Source organism: Streptomyces sp. NPDC059477 (genome assembly GCF_042749375.1).
Taxonomy (GTDB): domain Bacteria; phylum Actinomycetota; class Actinomycetes; order Streptomycetales; family Streptomycetaceae; genus Streptomyces.
This window is the reverse complement of record NZ_JBHYUG010000076.1, coordinates 1-21156: the sequence shown is the minus strand read 5'-3', so window position 1 is coordinate 21156 and position 21156 is coordinate 1. Positions and strand designations below refer to the sequence as shown.

General features: G+C 71.2%; 17 protein-coding genes. 14 read left to right on the top strand and 3 right to left on the bottom strand.

Features of this window, described 5'->3' with window-relative positions; genetic code table 11:
* Nucleotides 1-113 precede the first annotated feature (113 nt).
* The gene (locus ACFXAZ_RS29420; protein WP_384597333.1) at nucleotides 114-2735 is read left to right on the top strand and encodes a RelA/SpoT family protein; all 2622 of its coding nucleotides are present in this window, start codon (nucleotides 114-116) and stop codon (nucleotides 2733-2735) included.
* A gap of 89 nt (nucleotides 2736-2824) precedes the next feature.
* On the opposite strand, the gene ACFXAZ_RS29415 is transcribed toward ACFXAZ_RS29420, so the two are convergent.
* The gene (locus ACFXAZ_RS29415) at nucleotides 2825-4054 is read right to left on the bottom strand and encodes a DUF349 domain-containing protein (protein ID WP_384597331.1); all 1230 of its coding nucleotides are present in this window, start codon (nucleotides 4052-4054) and stop codon (nucleotides 2825-2827) included.
* A 142-nt stretch (nucleotides 4055-4196) separates the two neighbouring features.
* Nucleotides 4197-5033: a peptidylprolyl isomerase gene (locus ACFXAZ_RS29410; protein ID WP_384597329.1), complete on the bottom strand. Its 837-nt coding sequence runs from the start codon at nucleotides 5031-5033 to the stop codon at nucleotides 4197-4199.
* A gap of 200 nt (nucleotides 5034-5233) precedes the next feature.
* Between ACFXAZ_RS29410 and ACFXAZ_RS29405 the strand changes: the two genes are divergently transcribed.
* The 5 genes from ACFXAZ_RS29405 to rpsD all read left to right on the top strand — a co-directional run bounded on the left by ACFXAZ_RS29405 (nucleotide 5234) and on the right by rpsD (nucleotide 11091).
* A complete protein-coding gene (locus tag ACFXAZ_RS29405) occupies nucleotides 5234-5941 on the top strand; it encodes an MBL fold metallo-hydrolase (RefSeq protein WP_384597327.1) in 708 nt (235 codons plus the stop codon).
* 13 nt (nucleotides 5942-5954) lie between these two features.
* On the top strand, nucleotides 5955-7217 hold the full coding sequence (hisS, locus tag ACFXAZ_RS29400; RefSeq protein ID WP_384597325.1) for a histidine--tRNA ligase: 1263 nt from the start codon (nucleotides 5955-5957) through the stop codon (nucleotides 7215-7217).
* Between the two features lie 325 nt (nucleotides 7218-7542).
* Nucleotides 7543-8202: a vitamin K epoxide reductase family protein gene (locus ACFXAZ_RS29395; RefSeq protein ID WP_384597323.1), complete on the top strand. Its 660-nt coding sequence runs from the start codon at nucleotides 7543-7545 to the stop codon at nucleotides 8200-8202.
* Nucleotides 8203-8774: 572 nt separating this feature from the next.
* Nucleotides 8775-10130 carry a replication-associated recombination protein A gene (locus ACFXAZ_RS29390; protein ID WP_384597321.1) on the top strand — a complete coding sequence of 452 codons (1356 nt, stop codon included), beginning with the start codon at nucleotides 8775-8777 and terminating at the stop codon, nucleotides 10128-10130.
* Between the two features lie 346 nt (nucleotides 10131-10476).
* A complete protein-coding gene (gene rpsD / locus ACFXAZ_RS29385) occupies nucleotides 10477-11091 on the top strand; it encodes a 30S ribosomal protein S4 (protein WP_384597319.1) in 615 nt (204 codons plus the stop codon).
* A gap of 26 nt (nucleotides 11092-11117) precedes the next feature.
* Here rpsD and ACFXAZ_RS29380 read toward each other — a convergent pair whose 3' ends face one another.
* Nucleotides 11118-13313, bottom strand: coding sequence for an ATP-binding protein (locus ACFXAZ_RS29380; protein WP_384597317.1), 2196 nt, complete (start codon nucleotides 13311-13313; stop codon nucleotides 11118-11120).
* A 169-nt stretch (nucleotides 13314-13482) separates the two neighbouring features.
* Here ACFXAZ_RS29380 and ACFXAZ_RS29375 point away from each other — a divergent pair, with 169 nt between their 5' ends.
* From ACFXAZ_RS29375 to ACFXAZ_RS29340, 8 genes are all read left to right on the top strand, one after another.
* Complete coding sequence (locus ACFXAZ_RS29375; protein ID WP_384597315.1) at nucleotides 13483-13908, top strand: DUF948 domain-containing protein; 426 nt, start codon at nucleotides 13483-13485, stop codon at nucleotides 13906-13908.
* 16 nt (nucleotides 13909-13924) lie between these two features.
* The gene (locus ACFXAZ_RS29370) at nucleotides 13925-14308 is read left to right on the top strand and encodes a hypothetical protein (RefSeq protein ID WP_384597313.1); all 384 of its coding nucleotides are present in this window, start codon (nucleotides 13925-13927) and stop codon (nucleotides 14306-14308) included.
* Nucleotides 14308-16980, top strand: coding sequence for an alanine--tRNA ligase (gene alaS / locus ACFXAZ_RS29365; protein WP_384597311.1), 2673 nt, complete (start codon nucleotides 14308-14310; stop codon nucleotides 16978-16980). The genes ACFXAZ_RS29370 and alaS overlap by 1 nt, the downstream gene beginning before the upstream one ends.
* 134 nt (nucleotides 16981-17114) lie before the next feature.
* Nucleotides 17115-17579 carry a Holliday junction resolvase RuvX gene (gene ruvX, locus ACFXAZ_RS29360; RefSeq protein ID WP_384597309.1) on the top strand — a complete coding sequence of 155 codons (465 nt, stop codon included), beginning with the start codon at nucleotides 17115-17117 and terminating at the stop codon, nucleotides 17577-17579.
* A gap of 122 nt (nucleotides 17580-17701) precedes the next feature.
* Nucleotides 17702-19426, top strand: a complete 1725-nt coding sequence (gene mltG / locus ACFXAZ_RS29355; protein ID WP_384597307.1) for an endolytic transglycosylase MltG — start codon at nucleotides 17702-17704, stop codon at nucleotides 19424-19426.
* Between the two features lie 192 nt (nucleotides 19427-19618).
* The gene (locus ACFXAZ_RS29350; RefSeq protein ID WP_384597358.1) at nucleotides 19619-20449 is read left to right on the top strand and encodes a shikimate dehydrogenase; all 831 of its coding nucleotides are present in this window, start codon (nucleotides 19619-19621) and stop codon (nucleotides 20447-20449) included.
* Between the two features lie 90 nt (nucleotides 20450-20539).
* A complete protein-coding gene (locus ACFXAZ_RS29345; RefSeq protein ID WP_384597305.1) occupies nucleotides 20540-20809 on the top strand; it encodes a hypothetical protein in 270 nt (89 codons plus the stop codon).
* Between the two features lie 255 nt (nucleotides 20810-21064).
* Nucleotides 21065-21156: chorismate synthase (locus tag ACFXAZ_RS29340; protein ID WP_352102574.1), on the top strand; the 92-nt coding region annotated here is incomplete at its 3' end.

Sequence of the window (21156 nt, the reverse complement as noted above, 5' to 3'; positions counted from 1 at the left end):
TTTTCGGCCAAAGGTCCGCAGATCGTCCTGAAGGCGATGTCGAAGCCCAGGATCGCTACCATGGGGTCTCCGGAACCTGCCCGGGGGACCCGGATCGCGCACGAGGAGCCCTCTTGCCAGACGAGGCCCAGCACCTGACCGCCGCCAAGCCCGAGCCCGCCTCGGAGCCCGCGGCCCAGCCCGCGCCGCACGCGACCAACGCGACCAACGCGACCAACGCGACCAACGCGAAGAGCGTGCAGAACGACGCGCACGGGCCGGTCGAGCACGCCCAGTCGGCGCCCGTCGAGCCCCCCGCCGAGGCCGCGCGCCCCAAGCCGGCCCCGCCCGAGGGCACGCCCGCGAGCCGCCCCGCCGCGTCCCCGGCTCCTGCGTCCCCCGCCCCCGTGCCCCCGACCCCCGTGGCTCCCGCACCCCAGCAGCCCGCCCGCTCCGGCTCCTCCAACCGGGTCCGGGCCCGGCTCGCCCGCCTCGGCGTGCAGCGCTCCAACCCGTACAACCCGGTCCTGGAGCCGCTGCTGCGGATAGTGCGCAGCAACGATCCGAAGATCGAGACCGCCACGCTCCGCCAGATCGAGAAGGCGTACCAGGTCGCCGAGCGCTGGCACCGCGGCCAGAAGCGCAAGAGCGGCGACCCCTACATCACCCACCCCCTCGCCGTCACCACCATCCTCGCCGAGCTGGGCATGGACCCGGCCACCCTGATGGCCGGCCTGCTGCACGACACCGTCGAGGACACCGAGTACGGCCTCGACCAGCTCCGCCGCGACTTCGGCGACCAGGTCGCGCTGCTCGTCGACGGCGTCACCAAGCTGGACAAGGTCAAGTTCGGCGAGGCCGCACAGGCCGAGACCGTGCGCAAGATGGTCGTCGCCATGGCCAAGGACCCGCGCGTCCTGGTCATCAAGCTCGCCGACCGCCTGCACAACATGCGCACCATGCGCTACCTCAAGCGCGAGAAGCAGGAGAAGAAGGCGCGCGAGACCCTGGAGATCTACGCGCCGCTCGCCCATCGCCTGGGCATGAACACCATCAAGTGGGAGCTGGAGGATCTCGCGTTCGCGATCCTCTACCCCAAGATGTACGACGAAATCGTCCGGCTGGTGGCCGAGCGGGCCCCGAAGCGTGACGAGTATCTGGCCATAGTGACCGACGAGGTCCAGCAGGACCTGCGCGCGGCCCGTATCAAGGCCACCGTCACCGGCCGCCCCAAGCACTACTACAGCGTCTACCAGAAGATGATCGTCCGCGGCCGGGACTTCGCGGAGATCTACGACCTGGTGGGCATCCGGGTCCTGGTCGACACCGTCCGCGACTGTTACGCCGCCCTGGGCACCGTCCACGCGCGCTGGAACCCCGTTCCCGGGCGCTTCAAGGACTACATCGCGATGCCCAAGTTCAACATGTACCAGTCGCTGCACACCACGGTCATCGGCCCCAACGGCAAGCCCGTCGAACTCCAGATCCGTACCTTCGACATGCACCGCCGCGCCGAGTACGGCATCGCCGCGCACTGGAAGTACAAGCAGGAGGCCGTCGCCGGCGCCTCCAAGGTGCGCACCGACGTGCCCAGGTCCGGCAAGGGCAAGGACGACCACCTCAACGACATGGCGTGGCTGCGCCAGCTCCTCGACTGGCAGAAGGAGACCGAGGACCCGGGCGAGTTCCTGGAGTCCCTGCGCTTCGACCTGTCCCGCAACGAGGTCTTCGTCTTCACCCCGAAGGGCGACGTCATAGCGCTGCCCGCGGGCTCCACCCCCGTCGACTTCGCGTACGCCGTCCACACCGAGGTCGGCCACCGCACCATAGGAGCACGGGTCAACGGCAGACTCGTACCGCTGGAATCGACCCTGGACAACGGCGATCTGGTGGAGGTCTTCACCTCCAAGGCGTCCGGCGCGGGCCCCTCCCGTGACTGGCTCGGCTTCGTGAAGTCACCGCGCGCCCGCAACAAGATCCGGGCCTGGTTCTCCAAGGAGCGCCGGGACGAGGCGATCGAGCAGGGCAAGGACGCCCTCGTCCGCGCGATGCGCAAGCAGAACCTGCCGATCCAGCGCATCCTCACCGGCGACTCCCTGGTCACCCTCGCCCACGAGATGCGCTACCCGGACATCTCCGCCCTGTACGCGGCGATCGGCGAGGGCCATGTCTCCGCGCCGAACGTCGTGCAGAAACTGGTGCAGGCCTTCGGCGGCGAGGAGGCGGCCACCGAGGAGATCGACGAGAGCGTCCCGCCCGCCCGGGGCCGCAGCCGCAAGCGCCGCTCCAACGCCGACCCCGGCGTCGTCGTCAAGGGCGTCGAGGACGTCTGGGTCAAGCTGGCCCGCTGCTGCACCCCCGTACCCGGCGACCCGATCATCGGGTTCGTCACCCGAGGCAGCGGCGTATCGGTTCACCGCAGCGACTGCGTCAACGTGGACTCACTGTCCCGGGAACCCGAGCGGATCCTGGAGGTCGAGTGGGCGCCCACCCAGTCCTCGGTGTTCCTGGTCGCCATCCAGGTCGAGGCGCTGGACCGCTCCCGGCTGCTCTCCGACGTCACCCGGGTGCTGTCCGACCAGCACGTCAACATCCTCTCGGCGGCCGTCCAGACCTCCCGCGACCGGGTCGCCACGTCCCGCTTCACCTTCGAGATGGGCGACCCCAAGCACCTGGGCCATGTCCTGAAGGCGGTCCGGGGCGTGGAGGGCGTCTACGACGTGTACCGGGTGACATCGGCGCGCAGCCGCTCGTAGCACCAACGAAGGAGGCTCCCCTGAGGGGGAGCCTCCTTCTGTACGAACCCTGTACGAACCCTGTACGAACAGCTACCGCACCGGCGGTCTCAGCCGCCGAACTCCTGGAGACCCTTCAGCGCCTGGTCCAGCAGGGCCTGGCGGCCGTCCAGCTCCTTCTGGAGCTTGTCGGCCCGCGCGGTGTTGCCCTGCGCGCGCGCCTGCTCGATCTGCTGACCGAGCTTGTCGACGGCCGCCTGGAGCTGGCCCGTCAGCCCCTCGGCACGGGCGCGTGCCTCCGGGTTGGTGCGTCGCCAGTCGGCCTCCTCGGCCTCCTGGATCGCCCGCTCCACCGCGTGGATCCGGCCCTCGACCTTCGGCCGGGCGTCGCGCGGCACATGACCGATGGCCTCCCACCGCTCGTTGACCGTGCGGAACGCGGCCCGCGCGGTCTTCAGATCGGTGACCGGGAGGATCTTCTCGGCCTCCTCGGCCAGCTCCTCCTTGAGCTTGAGGTTCTCCGACTGCTCCGCGTCCCGCTCGGCGAACACCGAGCTGCGGGCGGCGAAGAAGACGTCCTGCGCGCCGCGGAAGCGGTTCCACAGATCGTCCTCGTGCTCGCGCTGGGCGCGGCCCGCCGCCTTCCACTCCGCCATCAGCTCGCGGTAGCGGGCGGCCGTGGGACCCCAGTCGGCGGAGTCCGACAGCGCCTCGGCCTCGGCGACCAGCCGCTCCTTGGTCTTGCGGGCGTCCTCGCGCTGCGCGTCGAGCTGCGCGAAGTGCGCCTTGCGCCGCTTGGAGAACGCCGAGCGGGCGTGCGAGAAGCGGTGCCACAACTCGTCGTCCGACTTGCGGTCGAGCCGGGGGAGGGCCTTCCAGGTGTCCACCAGCGCGCGCAGGCGCTCCCCGGCCGAGCGCCACTGATCCGACTGGGCCAGCTGCTCGGCCTCGGTGACCAGGGACTCCTTGGACTGACGAGCCTCGTCGGCCTGCCGGGCGCGCTGCGCCTTGCGCTGCTCGCGACGGGCCTCCACCAGCTCCACGAGCTTGTCCAGCCGGGCCCGCAGCGCGTCCAGATCGCCCACCGCGTGATGCGCGTCCACCTGCTCGCGCAGATGGTCGACGGCGGCCTGGGCGTCCTTCGCGGACAGGTCGGTGGTCTTCACCCGCTTTTCGAGGAGGCCGATCTCGACAACCAGGCCCTCGTACTTGCGCTCGAAGTAGGCCAGCGCCTCATCGGGGGAGCCGGCCTGCCAGGAACCGACGACCTGCTCGCCGTCGGCCGTACGCACGTACACGGTCCCCGTCTCGTCGACGCGGCCCCACGGGTCGCTGCTCACAGCGCCTCCTCCACATGATGCCGCGACGGGCTTCCGTGCCCCCGGCATCGTCCACAGTTTCGTCACGGCCAACATAGGCGACCGGCGGGTTGCCTGTCCGCATCCAGCACGACCGAAATTTCCCAGCTGGCCGCCCCGGTCGTCAGGACTTGGTGACCGTCGCCTTGTTGATCACGACAGTCGCGTTGGGAGCCCCGTCACCTGCGCCGGTGTTCTCCCCGGCACCCGCGATCTTCTCCAGCACGGCCATCCCGGACTCGGAGACCGTACCGAAGGGGGTGTAGTCCGCGGGCAGCGGACTGTCCTGGAAGACGAGGAAGAACTGGCTGCCGCCGCTGTCGCGTCCCTCGCCCGTCGTCGCGTCGTACTGGTTCGCCATCGCGACCGTGCCCGCCGGGTACACATCGCCCTCAAGGCTGGTGTCCTTGAGGTTCTCGTCCGGGATGGTGTAGCCCGGACCGCCGGTGCCGTCGCCCGCCGGGTCGCCGCACTGGAGGACGTAGATACCGCTGGTGGTGAGGCGGTGGCAGTTCGTGTGGTCGAAGTAGCCCTCGCCCGCGAGGAACGCGAACGAGTTCACCGTCTGCGGCGCCGCCGCCGTCTTCAGATCGATGTCTATGTCACCGCACGTCGTCGCCAGCGTCATCGTGTACTTCGCCGACTCGTCGATGGACATCGCGGGCGCCTTGTCCCACGTCTTCGTCGCGACCTCGCCCGCCGCCGGCTCCTCGCAGGGATCCGGGGGCGGGCTGGTCGGCGCCGCGCTCGGGGTCGTCTCCGAGGACGCGTTCGCGCTGTCGTCGCTCTTGAACGCGTCCGTCGTGTACAGCGCGAGGCTGCCGATCAGGACGACGCCGATCACCGACGCGATCACGGCATTGCGTGTCCGTGCCTTGCGGCGCGCGTCGGTACGCCGCGTCTGCTGCCGCAAGAACTTCTCCCGGGCGAGCTGACGCCGCCGCTGCTCCTGGCTGACCACCGGGTCTACTCCTCATGCGTCTCGTACGACGGCCACGGTTCGTGCGTCCGATGGGCCGACCGCCTGCGTGTGCCCCGTACCGTATATGGGTTACCTGAGGATCCGGCAGCGCCGGTAGGCTCTGACGACGGGCGTGGCCGGTCACCGACCGCCCCAGGCGTCACAAACCGCCGCCCGAACCGACACAACGAAGGACGATCGTGCTCATTGCCGGGTTCCCCGCCGGGGCCTGGGGGACGAACTGTTATCTCGTCGCCCCCGCCGCCGGTGAGGAGTGCGTGATCATCGATCCGGGCCACCAGGCCGCCCCCGGGGTCGAGGAGGCGCTGAAGAAGCACCGCCTCAAGCCCGTCGCCGTCGTCCTCACCCACGGTCACATCGACCATGTGGCCTCGGTCGTCCCGGTGTGCGGCGCGCACGGTGTGCCCGCCTGGATCCACCCCGCGGACCGCCACATGATGAGCGACCCCGAGAAAGGCATCGGACGCGCCATCGGGATGCCCCTCATGGGCGAACTGACCGTGGGGGAACCGGACGACGTCAGGGAACTGACCGACGGCGGCGCGCTGGACCTCGCCGGACTGGAGTTCTCCGTCGCGCACGCGCCGGGCCATACCAAGGGGTCGGTGACCTTCAGGATGCCCGAGACGGCCGACATCCCGTCGGTGTTCTTCTCCGGGGACCTGCTCTTCGCCGGCTCCATCGGACGCACCGACCTGCCCGGCGGTGACATGGCCGAGATGCTCGACTCGCTGGCCCGCGTGTGCCTGCCGCTCGACGACTCGACCGTGGTCCTGTCCGGGCACGGCTCCCAGACGACCATCGGCCAGGAGCGCGCCACCAACCCGTATCTGCGGCAGGTGGCCGACGGCCTCGGGAGCGCCGACGCTCCCCGACGAGGAATGTGACGAGAGACCTTCCGTGAGTACCTTTCAGGCCCCCAAGGGCACGTACGACCTGATCCCGCCGCGCTCCGCCGTCTTCCTCGCGGTGCGCGAGGCGATCGCGGCCCCGCTGCGCGACGCGGGCTACGGCTACATCGAGACCCCCGGCTTCGAGAACGTCGAACTGTTCGCGCGCGGCGTCGGCGAGTCCACCGACATCGTCACCAAGGAGATGTACGCCTTCGAGACCAAGGGCGGCGACCGGCTCGCCCTGCGCCCCGAGGGCACCGCCTCCGTACTGCGCGCCGCGCTGGAGGCCAATCTCCACCGCGCGGGCAATCTGCCGGTCAAGCTCTGGTACTCGGGCTCCTACTACCGCTACGAGCAGCCCCAGGCAGGCCGCTACCGCCACTTCTCCCAGGTCGGCGCCGAGGCGATCGGCGCGGAGGACCCGGCGCTGGACGCCGAGCTGATCATCCTCGCCGACCAGGCGTACCGCTCGCTGGGCCTGCGCGATTTCCGCATCCTGCTCAACAGCCTCGGTGACAAGGAGTGCCGTCCGGTCTACCGGGCCGCGCTCCAGGACTTCCTGCGCGGCCTGGACCTCGACGAGGACACCTTGCGCCGCGCGGAGATCAACCCGCTGCGCGTCCTGGACGACAAGCGCGCCGACGTCCAGAAGCAGCTCACCGGCGCCCCTCTGCTGCGCGACTACCTGTGCGACGCCTGCAAGGCGTACCACGAGGAGGTCCGCGAGCTGATCCGCGCGGCGGGCGTCGCCTTCGAGGACGACCCCCGGCTGGTGCGCGGCCTGGACTACTACACCCGTACGACGTTCGAGTTCGTCCACGACGGACTGGGCGCCCAGTCAGCGGTGGGCGGCGGCGGCCGGTACGACGGTCTGTCCGAGATGATCGGCGGCCCCGCGCTCCCGTCCGTCGGCTGGGCCCTCGGCGTCGACCGCACGGTCCTCGCCCTGGACGCGGAGGGCATCGCCCTCGACCTGCCGTCCCCCACCAGCGTCTACGCCGTCCCCCTCGGGGAGGAGGCGCGACGGGTGCTGTTCGCCAAGGTCACCGAGTTGCGCAAGGTGGGCGTGGCGGCGGACTTCGCCTTCGGCGGGCGGGGCCTGAAGGGCGCCATGAAGAGCGCCAACCGCAGCGGCGCCCGCTACACGATCGTCGCGGGCGAGCGCGACCTCGCCGAGGGCGTCGTCCAGCTCAAGGACATGGAGTCCGGCGAACAGACGGCGATCGGCGTGGGCGAGATCGTGGCGGAACTGGAGACACGGCTCGGCTGAGACGGTACGAGGACACGCGGGGCGGGGCGTTCGGTGCCGTACGGCATCGGGCGCCCCGCCCCTCTTTTCCCGGCGGCCTCCCGATGCCCTTCCGGCGTCCTTCCGGCGTCTTTCGCGACACCGAAGGGCGGGGGACCGGGAGGGTGTCCGTCAGCGTCGGCCGCCAGGGCCGTCCGTCCCGAAAACCTGTCCGGAACCGGCCGCTGACGAGGGACCATCGACCCCCATGGGCCCCCCTTGTCCACAGGGTCCGGTGCCGCCCAGGAGGGTGCGGCACAATGGCCCTGCCCGAAGAAGGACCCTCTCCAGTGACGGAATCGGCGTGATGAGCAAGACGACTGTCAACGACGTCTCCACCGAGCCCGAGCCGCCGCGCACCACCCCGGCCGCGCCGCACACGGCCGGTGGCAGCCGCGCCTTCGCGCTGATGCTGGTGATCACCGGCGCCGCGGGACTGCTGGCCGCGTGGGTCATCACGCTCGACAAGTTCAAGCTCCTCGAAGCCAAGGTGGCCGGCGAGACCTATGTCCCCGGGTGCAGCGTCAACCCGGTCGTGTCCTGCGGCTCCATCATGGAGAGCGACCAGGCGTCCGTCTTCGGCTTCCCCAACCCGATGCTCGGACTCGTCGCCTACGGCATCGTCATCTGCGTCGGCGTGAGCCTGCTGACCCGGGTCCGCTTCCCGCGCTGGTACTGGCTCACCTTCAACGCGGGCACGGTCTTCGGCGTCGCCTTCTGCACCTGGCTCCAGTTCCAGTCGCTGTACCGGATCAACGCCCTGTGCCTGTGGTGCTCCCTGGCGTGGGTCGCGACCATCGTCATGTTCTGGTACGTGACCTCCTTCAACGTCCGTAACGGCTTCCTCCCGGCGCCGGGCCCCGTCAAGCGCTTCCTGGCCGAGTTCACCTGGGTCCTGCCCGTCACGCACGTCGGCATCATCGCCATGCTGATCCTCACACGGTGGGGCGCCGACCTCTGGGCCTGAGGAGGGCGCGGGCGGGCCGGACCTTGCCACGCCGTACGGTCGCGGGGGACCGCGTGCTCACCGGCCGGCGTCGGCGGGCGCCTGCGCGGGCGGCCCGCCGTGGTCCGGGCATCTGCGTGGCCACGGAAACGTCCCACGCGGTGTGACCTCACGTGTCCGGCGCGGACGCGTCCTCCACGGACGCGCCCTCCGCGCGGATACGGGCGATCACTGGTGATCTGCCCCCGGTGCCTCGTCCTGGGCGGGTCCCGCGCTTCGCCCCCGGCGACTCCGGCGCAGACGCTGCCACTGTGGCCTCCCGTTCCTCCCGGGCCCCGGTTCTCCCCGGGCCCTCCGGCTCCCCCTGGGCCCCGGCCCTTCGCCCCCTCCGGTCCCCAGGGTCTTCCGGCCACCCGGGTCCCTCCGGGCCCCGGGCCCCGGGCCTCCCGCCCCTTGGGCCCCCGGTGCTCTCAGCCCCCCCGGCGCCCCCTGGCCCCCTTCGCGGCCCCCACGCGAACGCCCCGCCCCCTCCCACACCCCACTTCGCCCCACGCGCCCCCGGCGATGTCAGTGCCGTGATTTAGGGTTTCAGCGTGGAACCCGATCTGTTCACCGCCGCCGCCGAAGAGCGCCAGGAGAAGGACCCGGCCGCGAGTCCCCTGGCGGTCCGGATGCGCCCGCGTGTCCTGGACGAGGTGGTGGGCCAGCGGCATCTGCTCAAACCCGGCTCGCCGCTGCGCCGGCTCGTCGGCGAGGGCGCCGGAGGACCGGCCGGGCCGTCCTCGGTGATCCTGTGGGGCCCGCCCGGCACCGGCAAGACGACCCTCGCGTACGTCGTCTCCAAGGCCACCGAGAAGCGGTTCGTGGAGCTGTCCGCGATCACCGCCGGGGTCAAGGAGGTCCGCGCGGTCATCGACGGGGCACGCCGCGCCACCGGCGGCTACGGCAAGGAGACCGTTCTCTTCCTGGACGAGATCCACCGCTTCAGCAAGGCCCAGCAGGACTCCCTGCTGCCCGCCGTGGAGAACCGCTGGGTCACCCTCATCGCGGCCACCACCGAGAACCCGTACTTCTCGGTGATCTCCCCCCTGCTCTCCCGCTCCCTCCTGCTCACCCTGGAACCCCTCACCGACGACGACCTGCGCGGTCTGCTGCGCCGTGCCCTCACCGAGGAGCGCGGCCTCAAGAGCGCGGTCACCCTCCCCGAGGCCACCGAGGACCACCTTCTGCGGATCGCCGGCGGCGACGCCCGGCGCGCGCTGACCGCCCTGGAGGCCGCGGCCGGCGCCGCCCTCGACAAGGGCGAGACGGAGATCGCCCTCACCACCCTGGAGGAGACCGTCGACCGCGCCGCGGTGAAGTACGACCGCGACGGCGACCAGCACTACGACGTGGCCAGCGCCCTGATCAAGTCCATCCGCGGCTCCGACGTGGACGCCGCCCTGCACTACCTGGCCCGGATGATCGAGGCCGGCGAGGACCCCCGGTTCATCGCCCGCCGGCTGATGATCTCCGCCAGCGAGGACATCGGCCTCGCCGACCCCACCGCGCTGCCCCTCGCGGTCGCCGCCGCCCAGGCCGTCGCCATGATCGGCTTCCCCGAGGCCGCCCTCACCCTCAGCCACACCACCATCGCCCTCGCCCTCGCCCCCAAGTCCAACGCCGCGACCACCGCCATCGGCGCCGCCCTGGAGGACGTGCGCAAGGGGCTGGCCGGGCCCGTCCCCGCGCATCTGCGGGACGGGCACTACAAGGGCGCCGCCAAGCTGGGGCACGCGCAGGGGTACGTGTATCCGCACGACGTGCCCGAGGGCATCGCCGAGCAGCAGTACGCCCCTGACGCCCTCAAGGACCGCGCGTACTACACCCCGACCCGGCACGGGGCCGAGGCCAGATACGCCGACGCCGTGGAATGGACCAGGAAGCACCTCGGTCGCAAGCGGTCCTGAGCGGCCTGTAGAATCCCCGGAGCGCTGCGTCCCGTGCCCGGCACCCGAAAGGGCAGCCGGCACCACCAGAACGGGACATCCAGCCGGAACCCCGTCGCCGCAAGGCGCAGGATTCCAGGAGCGTCGCGCACCGTCGAACGGTGTCGCGGGCAGCCCATCACCCCCCGGAGTCCCGGGACCGGCGATGGGCGACTCGCGTGCTGCACGTATGTGCCCAGACCAGGGAGCGGCTGCCCGGCAGGACCGTGTTCGCTCACGGCCCCGCGGGGTTTCCCCGGCTGCGGATGCGACCTCCCCTAACCCTGGTGAAGCCGTATTCGCACACAGAACACGAGGTGTTTGGTTCATGGCGAACCAGTCCCGCCCCAAGGTCAAGAAGTCGCGTGCCCTCGGCATCGCGCTGACCCCGAAGGCCGTCAAGTACTTCGAGGCGCGTCCCTACCCGCCCGGTGAGCACGGCCGTGGCCGCAAGCAGAACTCGGACTACAAGGTCCGGCTGCTGGAGAAGCAGCGGCTGCGCGCGCAGTACGACGTGTCCGAGCGCCAGCTCGTGCGCGCCTACGACCGCGCCTCCAAGGTCCAGGGCAAGACCGGTGAGGCCCTGATCATCGAGCTGGAGAAGCGTCTCGACGCCCTGGTCCTGCGGTCGGGCATCGCCCGCACCATCTACCAGGCCCGCCAGATGGTCGTCCACGGCCACATCCAGGTCAACGGCAAGAAGGTCGACAAGCCGTCCTTCGTCGTGCGCCCGGACGACGTCGTGCAGGTCCGCGACCGCAGCAAGGACAAGACGCTGTTCCAGATCTCCCGCGAGGGCGGCTTCGCCCCCGACGGCGAGACCCCGCGCTACCTCCAGGTGAACCTCAAGGCCCTGGCGTTCCGCCTGGACCGCGAGCCGAACCGCAAGGAGATCCCGGTGATCTGCGACGAGCAGCTCGTCGTCGAGTACTACGCCCGCTGACCCGGACGTAGCACCCCCCTCGCGCGTCAGCCCGCCGTCTCCCCGCCCTTCCGGGTGGGCGAGACGGCGGGCTTGTGCGTGACGGACGCCGGATCCGCGCTCCCGCGCGCGTGCCGCACCGTCCCGCGCGGCGCCCCCGGCAGCTCCGGCGACCGTACCGGCGACCACTCCAGCGCCCGCGCCACCGCCGTCCGCCGGTCCAGCCGCGCACCGAGCCGTACGCACTCCTCGTACCGCTCGTCGCCCAGCCGGGCCCGGGACAGCGCCTCGCACCGCTCGTGCGGCCGGTTGTAGTGGGCCGAGCCGAACAGCGGCAGCCCCACCGACGGCCACATCCGGGAGGCCGCGCCCTGGAGCACCGCCGCCTCCGCGAACTCGCCCTCGGCGGCCGTGACCAGCGCGAGCAGCTCCACCGCCAGCACCGCGCCGAGCAGATCGTTGAAGGCGTGGGCGGTGGCGAGACAGTCGGCGAGCAGCGTGCGCGCACCCGCCCAGTCGCCCTCGTGCCAGGCGGCATAGCCGAGGACGTACAGCGCGTACGCCCGCGACCAGCGCTCCCCGTGGTCCTCGCACACCCGCCGGACGTCCTCGCACAGCCGCACGGCCTCCGCGAGATCGCCCTGGAAGGCGCGGGTCATCGCCAGCTCGACCTGGCACATCAGGACATTGCTGTTCAGCTCGCCGATCTCGTGATAGCGCTCCAGCGCCGAGCGCAGCAGCGTTTCTGCACGGGGCATGTCGTCACAGACCAGCGCCAGACAGCCGGTGCGGTGCTCGGCGTACGCGACCGCCGTGGCGCTCGCGAGGCGTTCCGACTCCTCGCGGCACTCCTGGAGCGCGGTCAGCGCCGTCACCCGGTCGCCCTGGAGGACGGCCACATAGCCGAGCACCCACAGCGCCTTCAGCCGGGACTGTTCATGCCCCACGTCCTCCACCGGCAGCTCCACGCTCCGCTCCAGCCAGCGCCGCCCCTCCGACAGCCGCCCGCAGCCGGCCCAGTAGAACCACAGCGACCCGGACAGATACAGCGCCAGATGCGCGTCGTCCGGCTCGGTCAGGCAGTGCTCCAGCGCCCAGCGCAGATTCGGCAGGTCCGCCTCCACCCGCGCGGCCACCTCGCCCTGGCGCGCCGAGAACCAGTCCAGCTCGCACCAGGTCGCCAGCCCCAGATACCAGTCACGGTGGCGCCGCCGCATCCGGGCCGCGTCGCCCGCCGCCTCAAGCCACTCGGCGCCGTACGCACGGATCGTGTCGAGCATCCGGTAGCGGGTCCCGGCCGGGGTCTCCTCCCGGCTCACCACCGACTGCGCGAGCAACTGGGTCAGCACATCGAGGACGTCGTCGGCGCGCAGGCCATCGCCGCTGCACACATATTCGACCGCCTCCAGGTCGAAGGTGCCCGCGAACACCGACAGGCGCGACCAGAGCAGCCGCTCGGCGGGCGCGCACAGCTCATGGCTCCAGCCGATCGCCGTGCGCAGCGTCTGATGCCGGGGCAGCGCGTCCCGCCCGCCGCCGGTCAGCAGCCGGAACCGGTCGTCCAGCCGCTCCAGCAGCCGCGCCGCCGACAGCGCGCCCAGCCGCCCCGCCGCCAGCTCGATCGCCAGCGGGATCCCCTCCAGACGCCGGCACAGCTCCCGCAGGCCCGCGTCGTCCTCCGGCGGCGGGCCCAGCTGCGCCGCCCGGACGCGCAGCAGCTCCACCGCCTCGTTCTCGGCCGGCGGCGCCAGCGCGAAGAGCCGCTCGCCCGCGACCCCCAGCGGTCTGCGCCCCACCGCGAGCACCCGCAGGCCCGGCAGCCGGCGCAGCAGCTCGGTGACCAGCGCGGCGCACACCTCCACCAGATGCTCGAACCCGTCCAGCACCAGCAGGAGTTGGCGGTCGGCGAGCTGGGTGAGCAGGGTCTCGCGGGGCGGCCGGGTGGTGTGGTCGGTCAGTGCCAGCGCCTCCACCACCGCGTACTCCACGAACTCCGGGTCGCGCAGGGACGCGAGATCCACCCGCCACACCCCGTCCCGGGGCGCCGAACGCGCCGCCGCGCGGGCCGCCAGCCGGGACTTGCCGATCCCGCCCGGCCCGGTCACCGTGACCAGCCGGGCGCCCCCGAGCGCCCGTGCCAGCCCGGCCAGTTCGGCGGAGCGGCCCACGAACGCGTCGAGTTCCAGGGGGAGATTGCCGAGCACACTGTCCACTTGGTCACCGGTGGTCTGATCTGGTCGCATAGGACACGGAGCGTACTGAAACGTAATCACTCCGTACAATCGCTTCCCGTGATTGTGCTCGTTCCGCTGCGCGCCGGACGGTAATCCGGTACGGACCGGCATCCCTGGCGCGATAGGCTCGGTGCACGACTTTCTCGATGTTCAGGACGTTTCAGGGAGCGGGTGCGCAGTGTCCGGTGGAGAGGTGGCCGGGATCCTGGTGGCCGTCTTCTGGGCGATCCTGGTCTCCTTCCTCGCGGTGGCTCTGGCGAGGCTGGCCCAGACGCTCAAGGCGACCACCAAGCTCGTCGCGGACGTGACCGACCAGGCCGTCCCGCTGCTCGCCGACGCCTCGACGGCGGTGCGCTCGGCACAGACCCAGATCGAGCGGGTCGACGCGATCGCCTCCGACGTCCAGGAGGTCACGTCGAACGCGTCCGCGCTGTCCACCACCGTCGCCTCCACCTTCGGCGGCCCGCTGGTGAAGGTCGCCGCCTTCGGCTACGGCGTGCGCCGGGCGCTCGTCGGCCGCAGGGACGACGCACCCGCGAAGGCCCCCCGGCGTACGGTGATCGTGGGCCGCACGGTCCCCGCCGGCCGCCGCAAGCGGAAGTAAGGACTGAGACCGAGCGATGTTCCGCCGTACGTTCTGGTTCACCACCGGCGTGGCCGCCGGTGTGTGGGCCACCACCAAGGTCAACCGCAAGCTGAAGCAGCTGACGCCCGAGAGCCTGGCCGCCACCGCGGCCGACAAGGCACTGGAAGCCGGTCAGCGGGTCAGGGACCGGGCCGTCGGCTTCGCGCTCGACGTCCGCGACAACATGGCCCGGCGCGAGGCCGAACTGGGCGACGCGCTGGGCATCACCGAGGACCCCGAACTCCCTGCGCCGCGCCGCCGCCCCGCCATCGAGAACCCCGGCACGCGCCCGGGCACGCACCCCACCATCCACCACCCCAGCACACCGAAGTACATCGAATCCCCGATGCGCTCGTACAACCGGAATGAGGACCACTGATGGAGTCGGCTGAGATCCGTCGTCGCTGGCTGAGCTTCTTCGAGGAGCGCGGGCACACCGTCGTCCCTTCGGCGTCGCTCATCGCGGACGACCCGACTCTGCTCCTGGTCCCGGCCGGCATGGTGCCCTTCAAGCCCTACTTCCTGGGCGAGGTCAAGCCGCTCTTCGCCCGCGCCACCAGCGTGCAGAAGTGCGTGCGCACCCCGGACATCGAAGAGGTCGGCAAGACCACCCGGCACGGCACGTTCTTCCAGATGTGCGGCAACTTCTCCTTCGGCGACTACTTCAAGGAAGGCGCCATCACCTACGCCTGGGAGCTGCTGACCAGCCCCCAGGACAAGGGCGGCTACGGCCTCGACCCCGAGCGGCTGTGGATCACCGTCTATCTGGAGGACGACGAGGCGGAGCGCATCTGGCGCGATGTCGTCGGCGTGCCCGCCGAGCGCATCCAGCGCCTGGGCAAGAAGGACAACTACTGGTCCATGGGCGTCCCCGGCCCCTGTGGCCCGTGCTCCGAGATCAACTACGACCGCGGCCCCGAGTTCGGCGCCGAGGGCGGCCCCGCCGTCAACGATGAGCGGTACGTGGAGATCTGGAACCTGGTCTTCATGCAGTACGAGCGCGGCGAGGGCACCTCGAAGGAGGACTTCGAGATCCTCGGCGACCTGCCCAGCAAGAACATCGACACCGGTCTCGGTCTCGAACGGCTCGCCATGATCCTTCAGGGCGTGCAGAACATGTACGAGATCGACACGTCCATGGCCGTGATCGGCAAGGCCACCGAGCTGACCGGCGTGGCCTACGGCACCGACCACGGCTCCGATGTCTCCCTGCGCGTGGTCACCGACCACATGCGCACCTCCGTGATGCTCATCGGCGACGGCGTGACCCCCGGCAACGAGGGGCGTGGCTATGTGCTGCGCCGGATCATGCGCCGCGCCATCCGCAACATGCGCCTGCTGGGCGCCACCGGCCCGGTCGTCAAGGACCTGATCGACACGGTCATCGCGATGATGGGGCAGCAGTACCCCGAGCTGGTCACCGACCGCGAGCGGATCGAGAGGGTCGCCGTCGCCGAGGAGAACGCCTTCCTGAAGACGCTCAAGGCCGGCACCAACATCCTCGACACCGCCGTCACCGAGACCAAGGCCGGCGGCGGCACCGTCCTCGCCGGCGACAAGGCCTTCCTGCTCCACGACACCTGGGGCTTCCCGATCGACCTCACCCTGGAGATGGCCGCCGAGCAGGGCCTGTCCGTGGACGAGGACGGCTTCCGGCGCCTGATGAAGGAGCAGCGCGAGCGCGCCAAGGCCGACGCCAAGGCCAAGAAGACCGGCCACGCCGACATGGGCGCCTACCGGGAGATCGCCGACGCCGCCGGGGCCACCGAGTTCATCGGTTACACCGACACCGAGGGTGAGTCCACGGTCGTCGGCATCCTGGTCGACGGCGTCTCCTCACCCGCCGCCACCGAGGGCGACGAGGTCGAGATCGTCCTCGACCGCACCCCGTTCTACGCCGAGGGCGGCGGGCAGATCGGCGACACCGGCCGGATCAAGGTCGACACCGGTGCCGTCATCGAGATCCGTGACTGCCAGAAGCCGGTGCCGGGCGTGTACGTCCACAAGGGTGTCGTCCAGGTGGGTGAAGTCACCGTCGGCGCCAGGGCCGAGGCCGTCATCGACATCCGCCGCCGGACCGCCATCGCCCGCGCCCACTCGGCCACCCACCTCACCCACCAGGCCCTGCGTGACGCCCTCGGCCCGACCGCCGCCCAGGCCGGCTCCGAGAACCAGCCCGGCCGTTTCCGCTTCGACTTCGGCTCGCCGTCCGCCGTCCCGACGGCCGTGATGACCGACGTCGAGCAGAAGATCAACGAGGTCCTCGCCCGCGACCTCGATGTGCGTGCCGACGTCATGGGCATCGACGAGGCGAAGAAGCAGGGCGCCATCGCCGAGTTCGGTGAGAAGTACGGCGACCGGGTGCGGGTCGTCACCATCGGCGACTTCTCCAAGGAACTGTGCGGCGGCACGCATGTGCACAACACCGCCCAGCTCGGCCTGGTCAAGCTGCTCGGCGAGTCCTCCATCGGCTCCGGCGTACGCCGGATCGAGGCCCTGGTCGGCGTGGACGCCTACAACTTCCTGGCCCGTGAGCACACGGTCGTCAACCAGCTCACCGAACTCCTCAAGGGCCGCCCCGAGGACCTTCCCGAGAAGGTGTCCGGGATGCTCGGCCGGCTCAAGGACGCCGAGAAGGAGATCGAGAAGTTCCGCGCCGAGAAGGTGCTCCAGGCCGCCGCCGGTCTCGCCGGGTCCGCCAAGGACGTGCGGGGCGTCGCCCTGGTCACCGGCCAGGTCCCGGACGGCACCACCGCCGACGACCTGCGCAAGCTGGTCCTCGATGTGCGCGGCCGGATCCAGGGCGGCCGGGCCGCCGTGGTGGCCCTGTTCACCACGGCGAACGGCAAGCCGCTGACGGTCATCGCCACCAACGAGGCCGCCCGCGAGCGCGGCCTCAAGGCCGGTGACCTGGTCCGCACGGCCGCCAAGACGCTCGGCGGCGGAGGCGGCGGCAAGCCGGACGTCGCCCAGGGCGGCGGCCAGCACCCGGCCGCCATCGGCGACGCCGTGGACGCCGTGGAGCGGCTCGTGGCGGAAACGGCCAAGTGAGCGGGAACGGCCGAGTGGGCGAGAGCGGCCGAAACGGCCCGGCGCGGGGGAACGGCCGGGTGACGGAGGACAGCCAGGTGACCGAGGTCAGCCGGACGAGTGGAGCCGGCCAGCTGAGTGGAGGCGGCCGGACGATGCGACACGGACGCCGCCTCGCGGTCGACGTCGGGGACGCCCGGATCGGGGTCGCCTCCTGCGACCCCGACGGGATCCTCGCCACGCCGGTCGAGACCGTGCCCGGCCGGGACGTCCCCGCGGCCCACCGCCGGCTGAGGCAGCTGGTCACGGAGTACGAGCCGATCGAGGTGGTCGTCGGCCTCCCCCGCTCCCTGAAAGGGGGCGAGGGCCCGGCCGCGGTCAAGGTCCGCGGCTTCGCCCAGGAGCTGGCGAAGGGCATCGCGCCGGTCCCGGTCCGGCTGGTCGACGAACGGATGACGACGGTGACCGCGGGGCAGGGACTGCGGGCCTCGGGGGTGAAGGCGAAGAAGGGACGCGCGGTCATCGACCAGGCCGCGGCCGTGATCATTCTCCAGCAGGCCTTGGAATCCGAACGGGTGTCAGGTAAAGCCCCCGGCGAGGGCGTCGAAGTGGTCATCTGATCGCGATACGGTAACGTTCCGCGCGGGCGGCGGCATTCGAACAGCCTCCGCACAACAAGAGGCGGAACGGGAACCGGGGCCTTGGAACCGCGCCCCCACCGGCTCGCGGCTTTAGGGGATCGATGACTGAGTATGGCCGGGGCCCAGGCTCCGAACCGTGGCATCCCGAGGACCCGTTGTACGGGGACGGCGGATGGGGAGGGCAGCAGCAGGCCCCGGTGGGCCAGCAGGCTGCCTACGGCGGCCAGCAGCAGTACCCGCAGCAGCCGCAGCCGGGTTACGGCGACTGGGACGGCGGCCGGCCGGGGCACGACCCGCAGGGCCCCGACCAGCAGCAGTACGACCAGCAGGGCTACGGCCAGCAGCAGCCGCCGTACCCCCACCCGTACGAGCAGCAGCACTACGGAGAACAGGGCCAGCCGCCGTACGACACCGGCTGGGGCACCGGCAACCAGCAGCAGCTGCCGTACCCGGGCACGGCCGACCCCGTCGACCCCTACGGGCAGCAGGCCGCCGCCTCCTACGGCGGTGAGCACGCCGACTTCTACAACACGCCGGACGCCTATCCGCCCCCCGAACCGCCCAGCCGGCGCCGCGCCGAGCCGGAGCCGCGCACCGACTGGGACCCCGAGCCGGGCCAGGAGGACCACGCGCTCTTCGCCGACGGCGAGGAGGACGGGGACGACGGGAGAGACACCGGCGACGGGTCCACGCCGAGGGGCCGGGGCGGTCGTGGTGACCGGCGGGGCCGTGGCGGCAAGTCCAAGAAGAGCCGCAACGGTTGCGCCTGCCTGGTGGTCGCGCTGGTCTTCGGCGGCGGCATCTCGGGCGTCGGCTACTTCGGCTACCAGTTCTACCAGGACCGTTTTGGCGCGGCCCCCGACTTCGCCGGGGCGGGCAACGGCGAGCAGGTCACCGTCACCATTCCCCAGGGTGCGACCGGCTCGGTGATCGGGCAGGAGCTGAAGAAGGCCGGCGTGGTCAAGAGCGTCGACGCCTTCGTCGCCGCCCAGACGGCCAACCCCGAGGGCAAGACCATCCAGGACGGTGTGTACACCCTCCAGAAGGAGATGTCCGCCGACAGCGCGGTCGACCTCATGCTCAGCCCGGAGAGCCGCAGCAACCTGATCATCGCCGAGGGCAAGCGCAACGCCGAGATCTACACGCTGATCGACAAACGCCTTGAGGTCAAGGACGGCACCACGGCCGAGGTCGCCAAGAACGACTGGAAGGAACTCGGCCTGCCCGACTGGGCCACCGGTCACGCGAACGTCAAGGATCCGCTGGAAGGCTTCCTCTACCCCTCCAGCTATCCCGTCGCCAAGGGCCAGAAGCCCGAGGACGTGCTCAAGCAGATGGTGGCCCGCGCCACCGACAGCTACGAGGAACTCGGCCTGGCGCAGCAGGCGGAGAACGTCGGGCTCAAGAACGCCTGGGAACTGGTCACCGTCGCGAGCCTGGTCCAGGCCGAGGGCAAGACCCACGACGACTTCCGCAAGATGGCCGAGGTCATCTACAACCGTCTCCAGCCGGACAACACCGAGACGAACCAGGAACTTCAGTTCGACTCGACCTTCAACTACCTCAAGGGCCAGAGCAAGATCGACATCACCGAGTCGGAGATCAACAGCAACCCCGACCCGTACAACACGTACACCAACCGGGGCCTGCCGCCCGGACCCATCGGCAACCCGGGCGAGGAAGCGATCAAGGCGGCGCTCGACCCGACGGACGACGGCTGGATGTACTTCGTCGCCACCGACGGCATGAGCAAGACCGAGTTCGCCAGGACGATCGACGAGCACCAGGAACTGGTCGACAAGTTCAACGAGTCGCGGGGCAACTGACGGAGGCGCCCCGACGGGCGCCTCCCCGGATGGCCCGCCGGGGCCCCCGGGTGCCCCGGCGGACAACCTTTCGGCCGGTTCCGCCGCCGGCCGGCAGCAAGCAGTGTTCTCATGGCAAGCAGTGTTCTCATGGCCGTCGGTGATCTCGCAGCACGCGGTGATCTCGCAGGAAGCAGTGACGAGGAAGCAGTGATGACCGTACGCCGCCGCCGGGCCGCCGTCCTCGGCTCGCCGATCGCCCATTCCCTCTCCCCGGTGCTGCACCGCGCCGCCTACGCGGCACTGGGCCTGGAGGGATGGACGTACGACCGTTTCGAGATGGACGAGGCCGCGCTCCCGGCCTTCGTGGCCGGGCTCGGTCCCGGGTGGGCGGGTCTCTCGCTCACCATGCCGCTGAAGCGGGCGATCATCCCGCTGCTCGACGAGATCAGCGAGACCGCGGCCTCCGTCGACGCGGTGAACACCGTCGTCCTCACCGGCGACGGCCGCCGAACCGGCGACAACACGGACATCCCCGGCATGATCGCCGCGCTCAAGGAGCACGGCATCGACAAGGTCGACTCCGCCGCGATCCTCGGCGCGGGCGCCACCGCGTCCTCCGCGCTCGCCGCGCTGTCCCGGATCTGCACCGGCGAGGTCACCGTCTACGTCCGCAGCGCGGCCCGTGCCGCCGAGATGCGCGCGTGGGCCGAGCGGCTCCAGGTCGACATCCGGACGCGTGACTGGGCCGAGGCCGCCCAGGGCCTGCACGCCCCCCTGGTCATCGCGACCACCCCGGCGGGCGCCACCGACGCCCTCGCCCCGGCCGTCCCGGAACGCCCGGCCACCCTCTTCGACGTCCTGTACGACCCCTGGCCCACCACCCTCGCCGCCCGCTGGTCGGCGTACGGGGGTGCCGTCCTCAGCGGCCTCGATCTCCTGGTGCACCAGGCGGTCCTCCAGGTCGAGCAGATGACGGGGCACGCCCCGGCCCCACTGAGCGCGATGCGGGAAGCGGGCGAACGGGCGCTGGCGGGGCGCTGAGGTCCGCTCGGTTCGGGTCGGATCCGGGAGGTTCCGGCGGGTTCCCCAGGGGGTGGGGTCGGGAGGGGATCGTTGGCCATTTGTGCTGGCATGTCCGTCCGGGTGCCGCTGGCGTCCGGTAGGAGCGAGCTGTTCGAGGCCGTGCTGGAGTGGGGGCCTGACTGGGCGCAGGAGATCGGGCGCGTCCTGATCCCGCTGGCCCTCGTCGTGTCCCTGGCCGTCAGGTTCGTCCGGGGCATCGTGCGTGAGCGCGCGCAGGACCGGGCCGGCGCGGGGGAGCCGTCGCATGGGCAGGGCGGGGGAGCCGACCACCTCGGGGACTACGCGCCGCAGCCGGAGTCGGACCCTCATCGGCACTGACTTCCCGGGCCCGTAGGCGCCGTAGGACCGGTGCGACGACCCGGCGTGATCCTTTCGGCCCGTTGGCGTGCCTGGCCCGGTGGGGCGATGGTGGCCGTTTCGCGTCCGTCTGATGGACCGGGCTCCGGGTCGGGGGGCGGGACATGGGAGGATCGGGAGTGGCGGGCTCGGGCCGCGCACCCGGTCGCCGTCACCGTGCGCGTGGACGCGCGGACACTCAGGGGCAGTACCAGGCGCGAACACTGAGGAGCACCGTTGAGCAGGTTGCGCTGGCTGACCGCGGGGGAGTCCCACGGTCCCGCACTCGTCGCGACGCTGGAGGGACTGCCGGCGGGGGTGCCGGTCAC

Excerpts from the sequence above, each read along its gene's own strand:
- ACFXAZ_RS29380 (WP_384597317.1), bottom strand. The coding sequence starts at position 13,313 with ATGCGACCAGATCAGACCACCGGTGACCAAGTGGACAGTGTGCTCGGC.
- ruvX (WP_384597309.1), top strand. The coding sequence starts at position 17,115 with ATGCGACACGGACGCCGCCTCGCGGTCGACGTCGGGGACGCCCGGATC.
- mltG (WP_384597307.1), top strand. The coding sequence starts at position 17,702 with ATGACTGAGTATGGCCGGGGCCCAGGCTCCGAACCGTGGCATCCCGAG.
- rpsD (WP_384597319.1), top strand. The coding sequence starts at position 10,477 with ATGGCGAACCAGTCCCGCCCCAAGGTCAAGAAGTCGCGTGCCCTCGGC.
- ACFXAZ_RS29345 (WP_384597305.1), top strand. The coding sequence starts at position 20,540 with ATGTCCGTCCGGGTGCCGCTGGCGTCCGGTAGGAGCGAGCTGTTCGAG.
- alaS (WP_384597311.1), top strand. The coding sequence starts at position 14,308 with ATGGAGTCGGCTGAGATCCGTCGTCGCTGGCTGAGCTTCTTCGAGGAG.
- ACFXAZ_RS29370 (WP_384597313.1), top strand. The coding sequence starts at position 13,925 with ATGTTCCGCCGTACGTTCTGGTTCACCACCGGCGTGGCCGCCGGTGTG.
- ACFXAZ_RS29350 (WP_384597358.1), top strand. The coding sequence starts at position 19,619 with ATGACCGTACGCCGCCGCCGGGCCGCCGTCCTCGGCTCGCCGATCGCC.
- ACFXAZ_RS29395 (WP_384597323.1), top strand. The coding sequence starts at position 7,543 with ATGAGCAAGACGACTGTCAACGACGTCTCCACCGAGCCCGAGCCGCCG.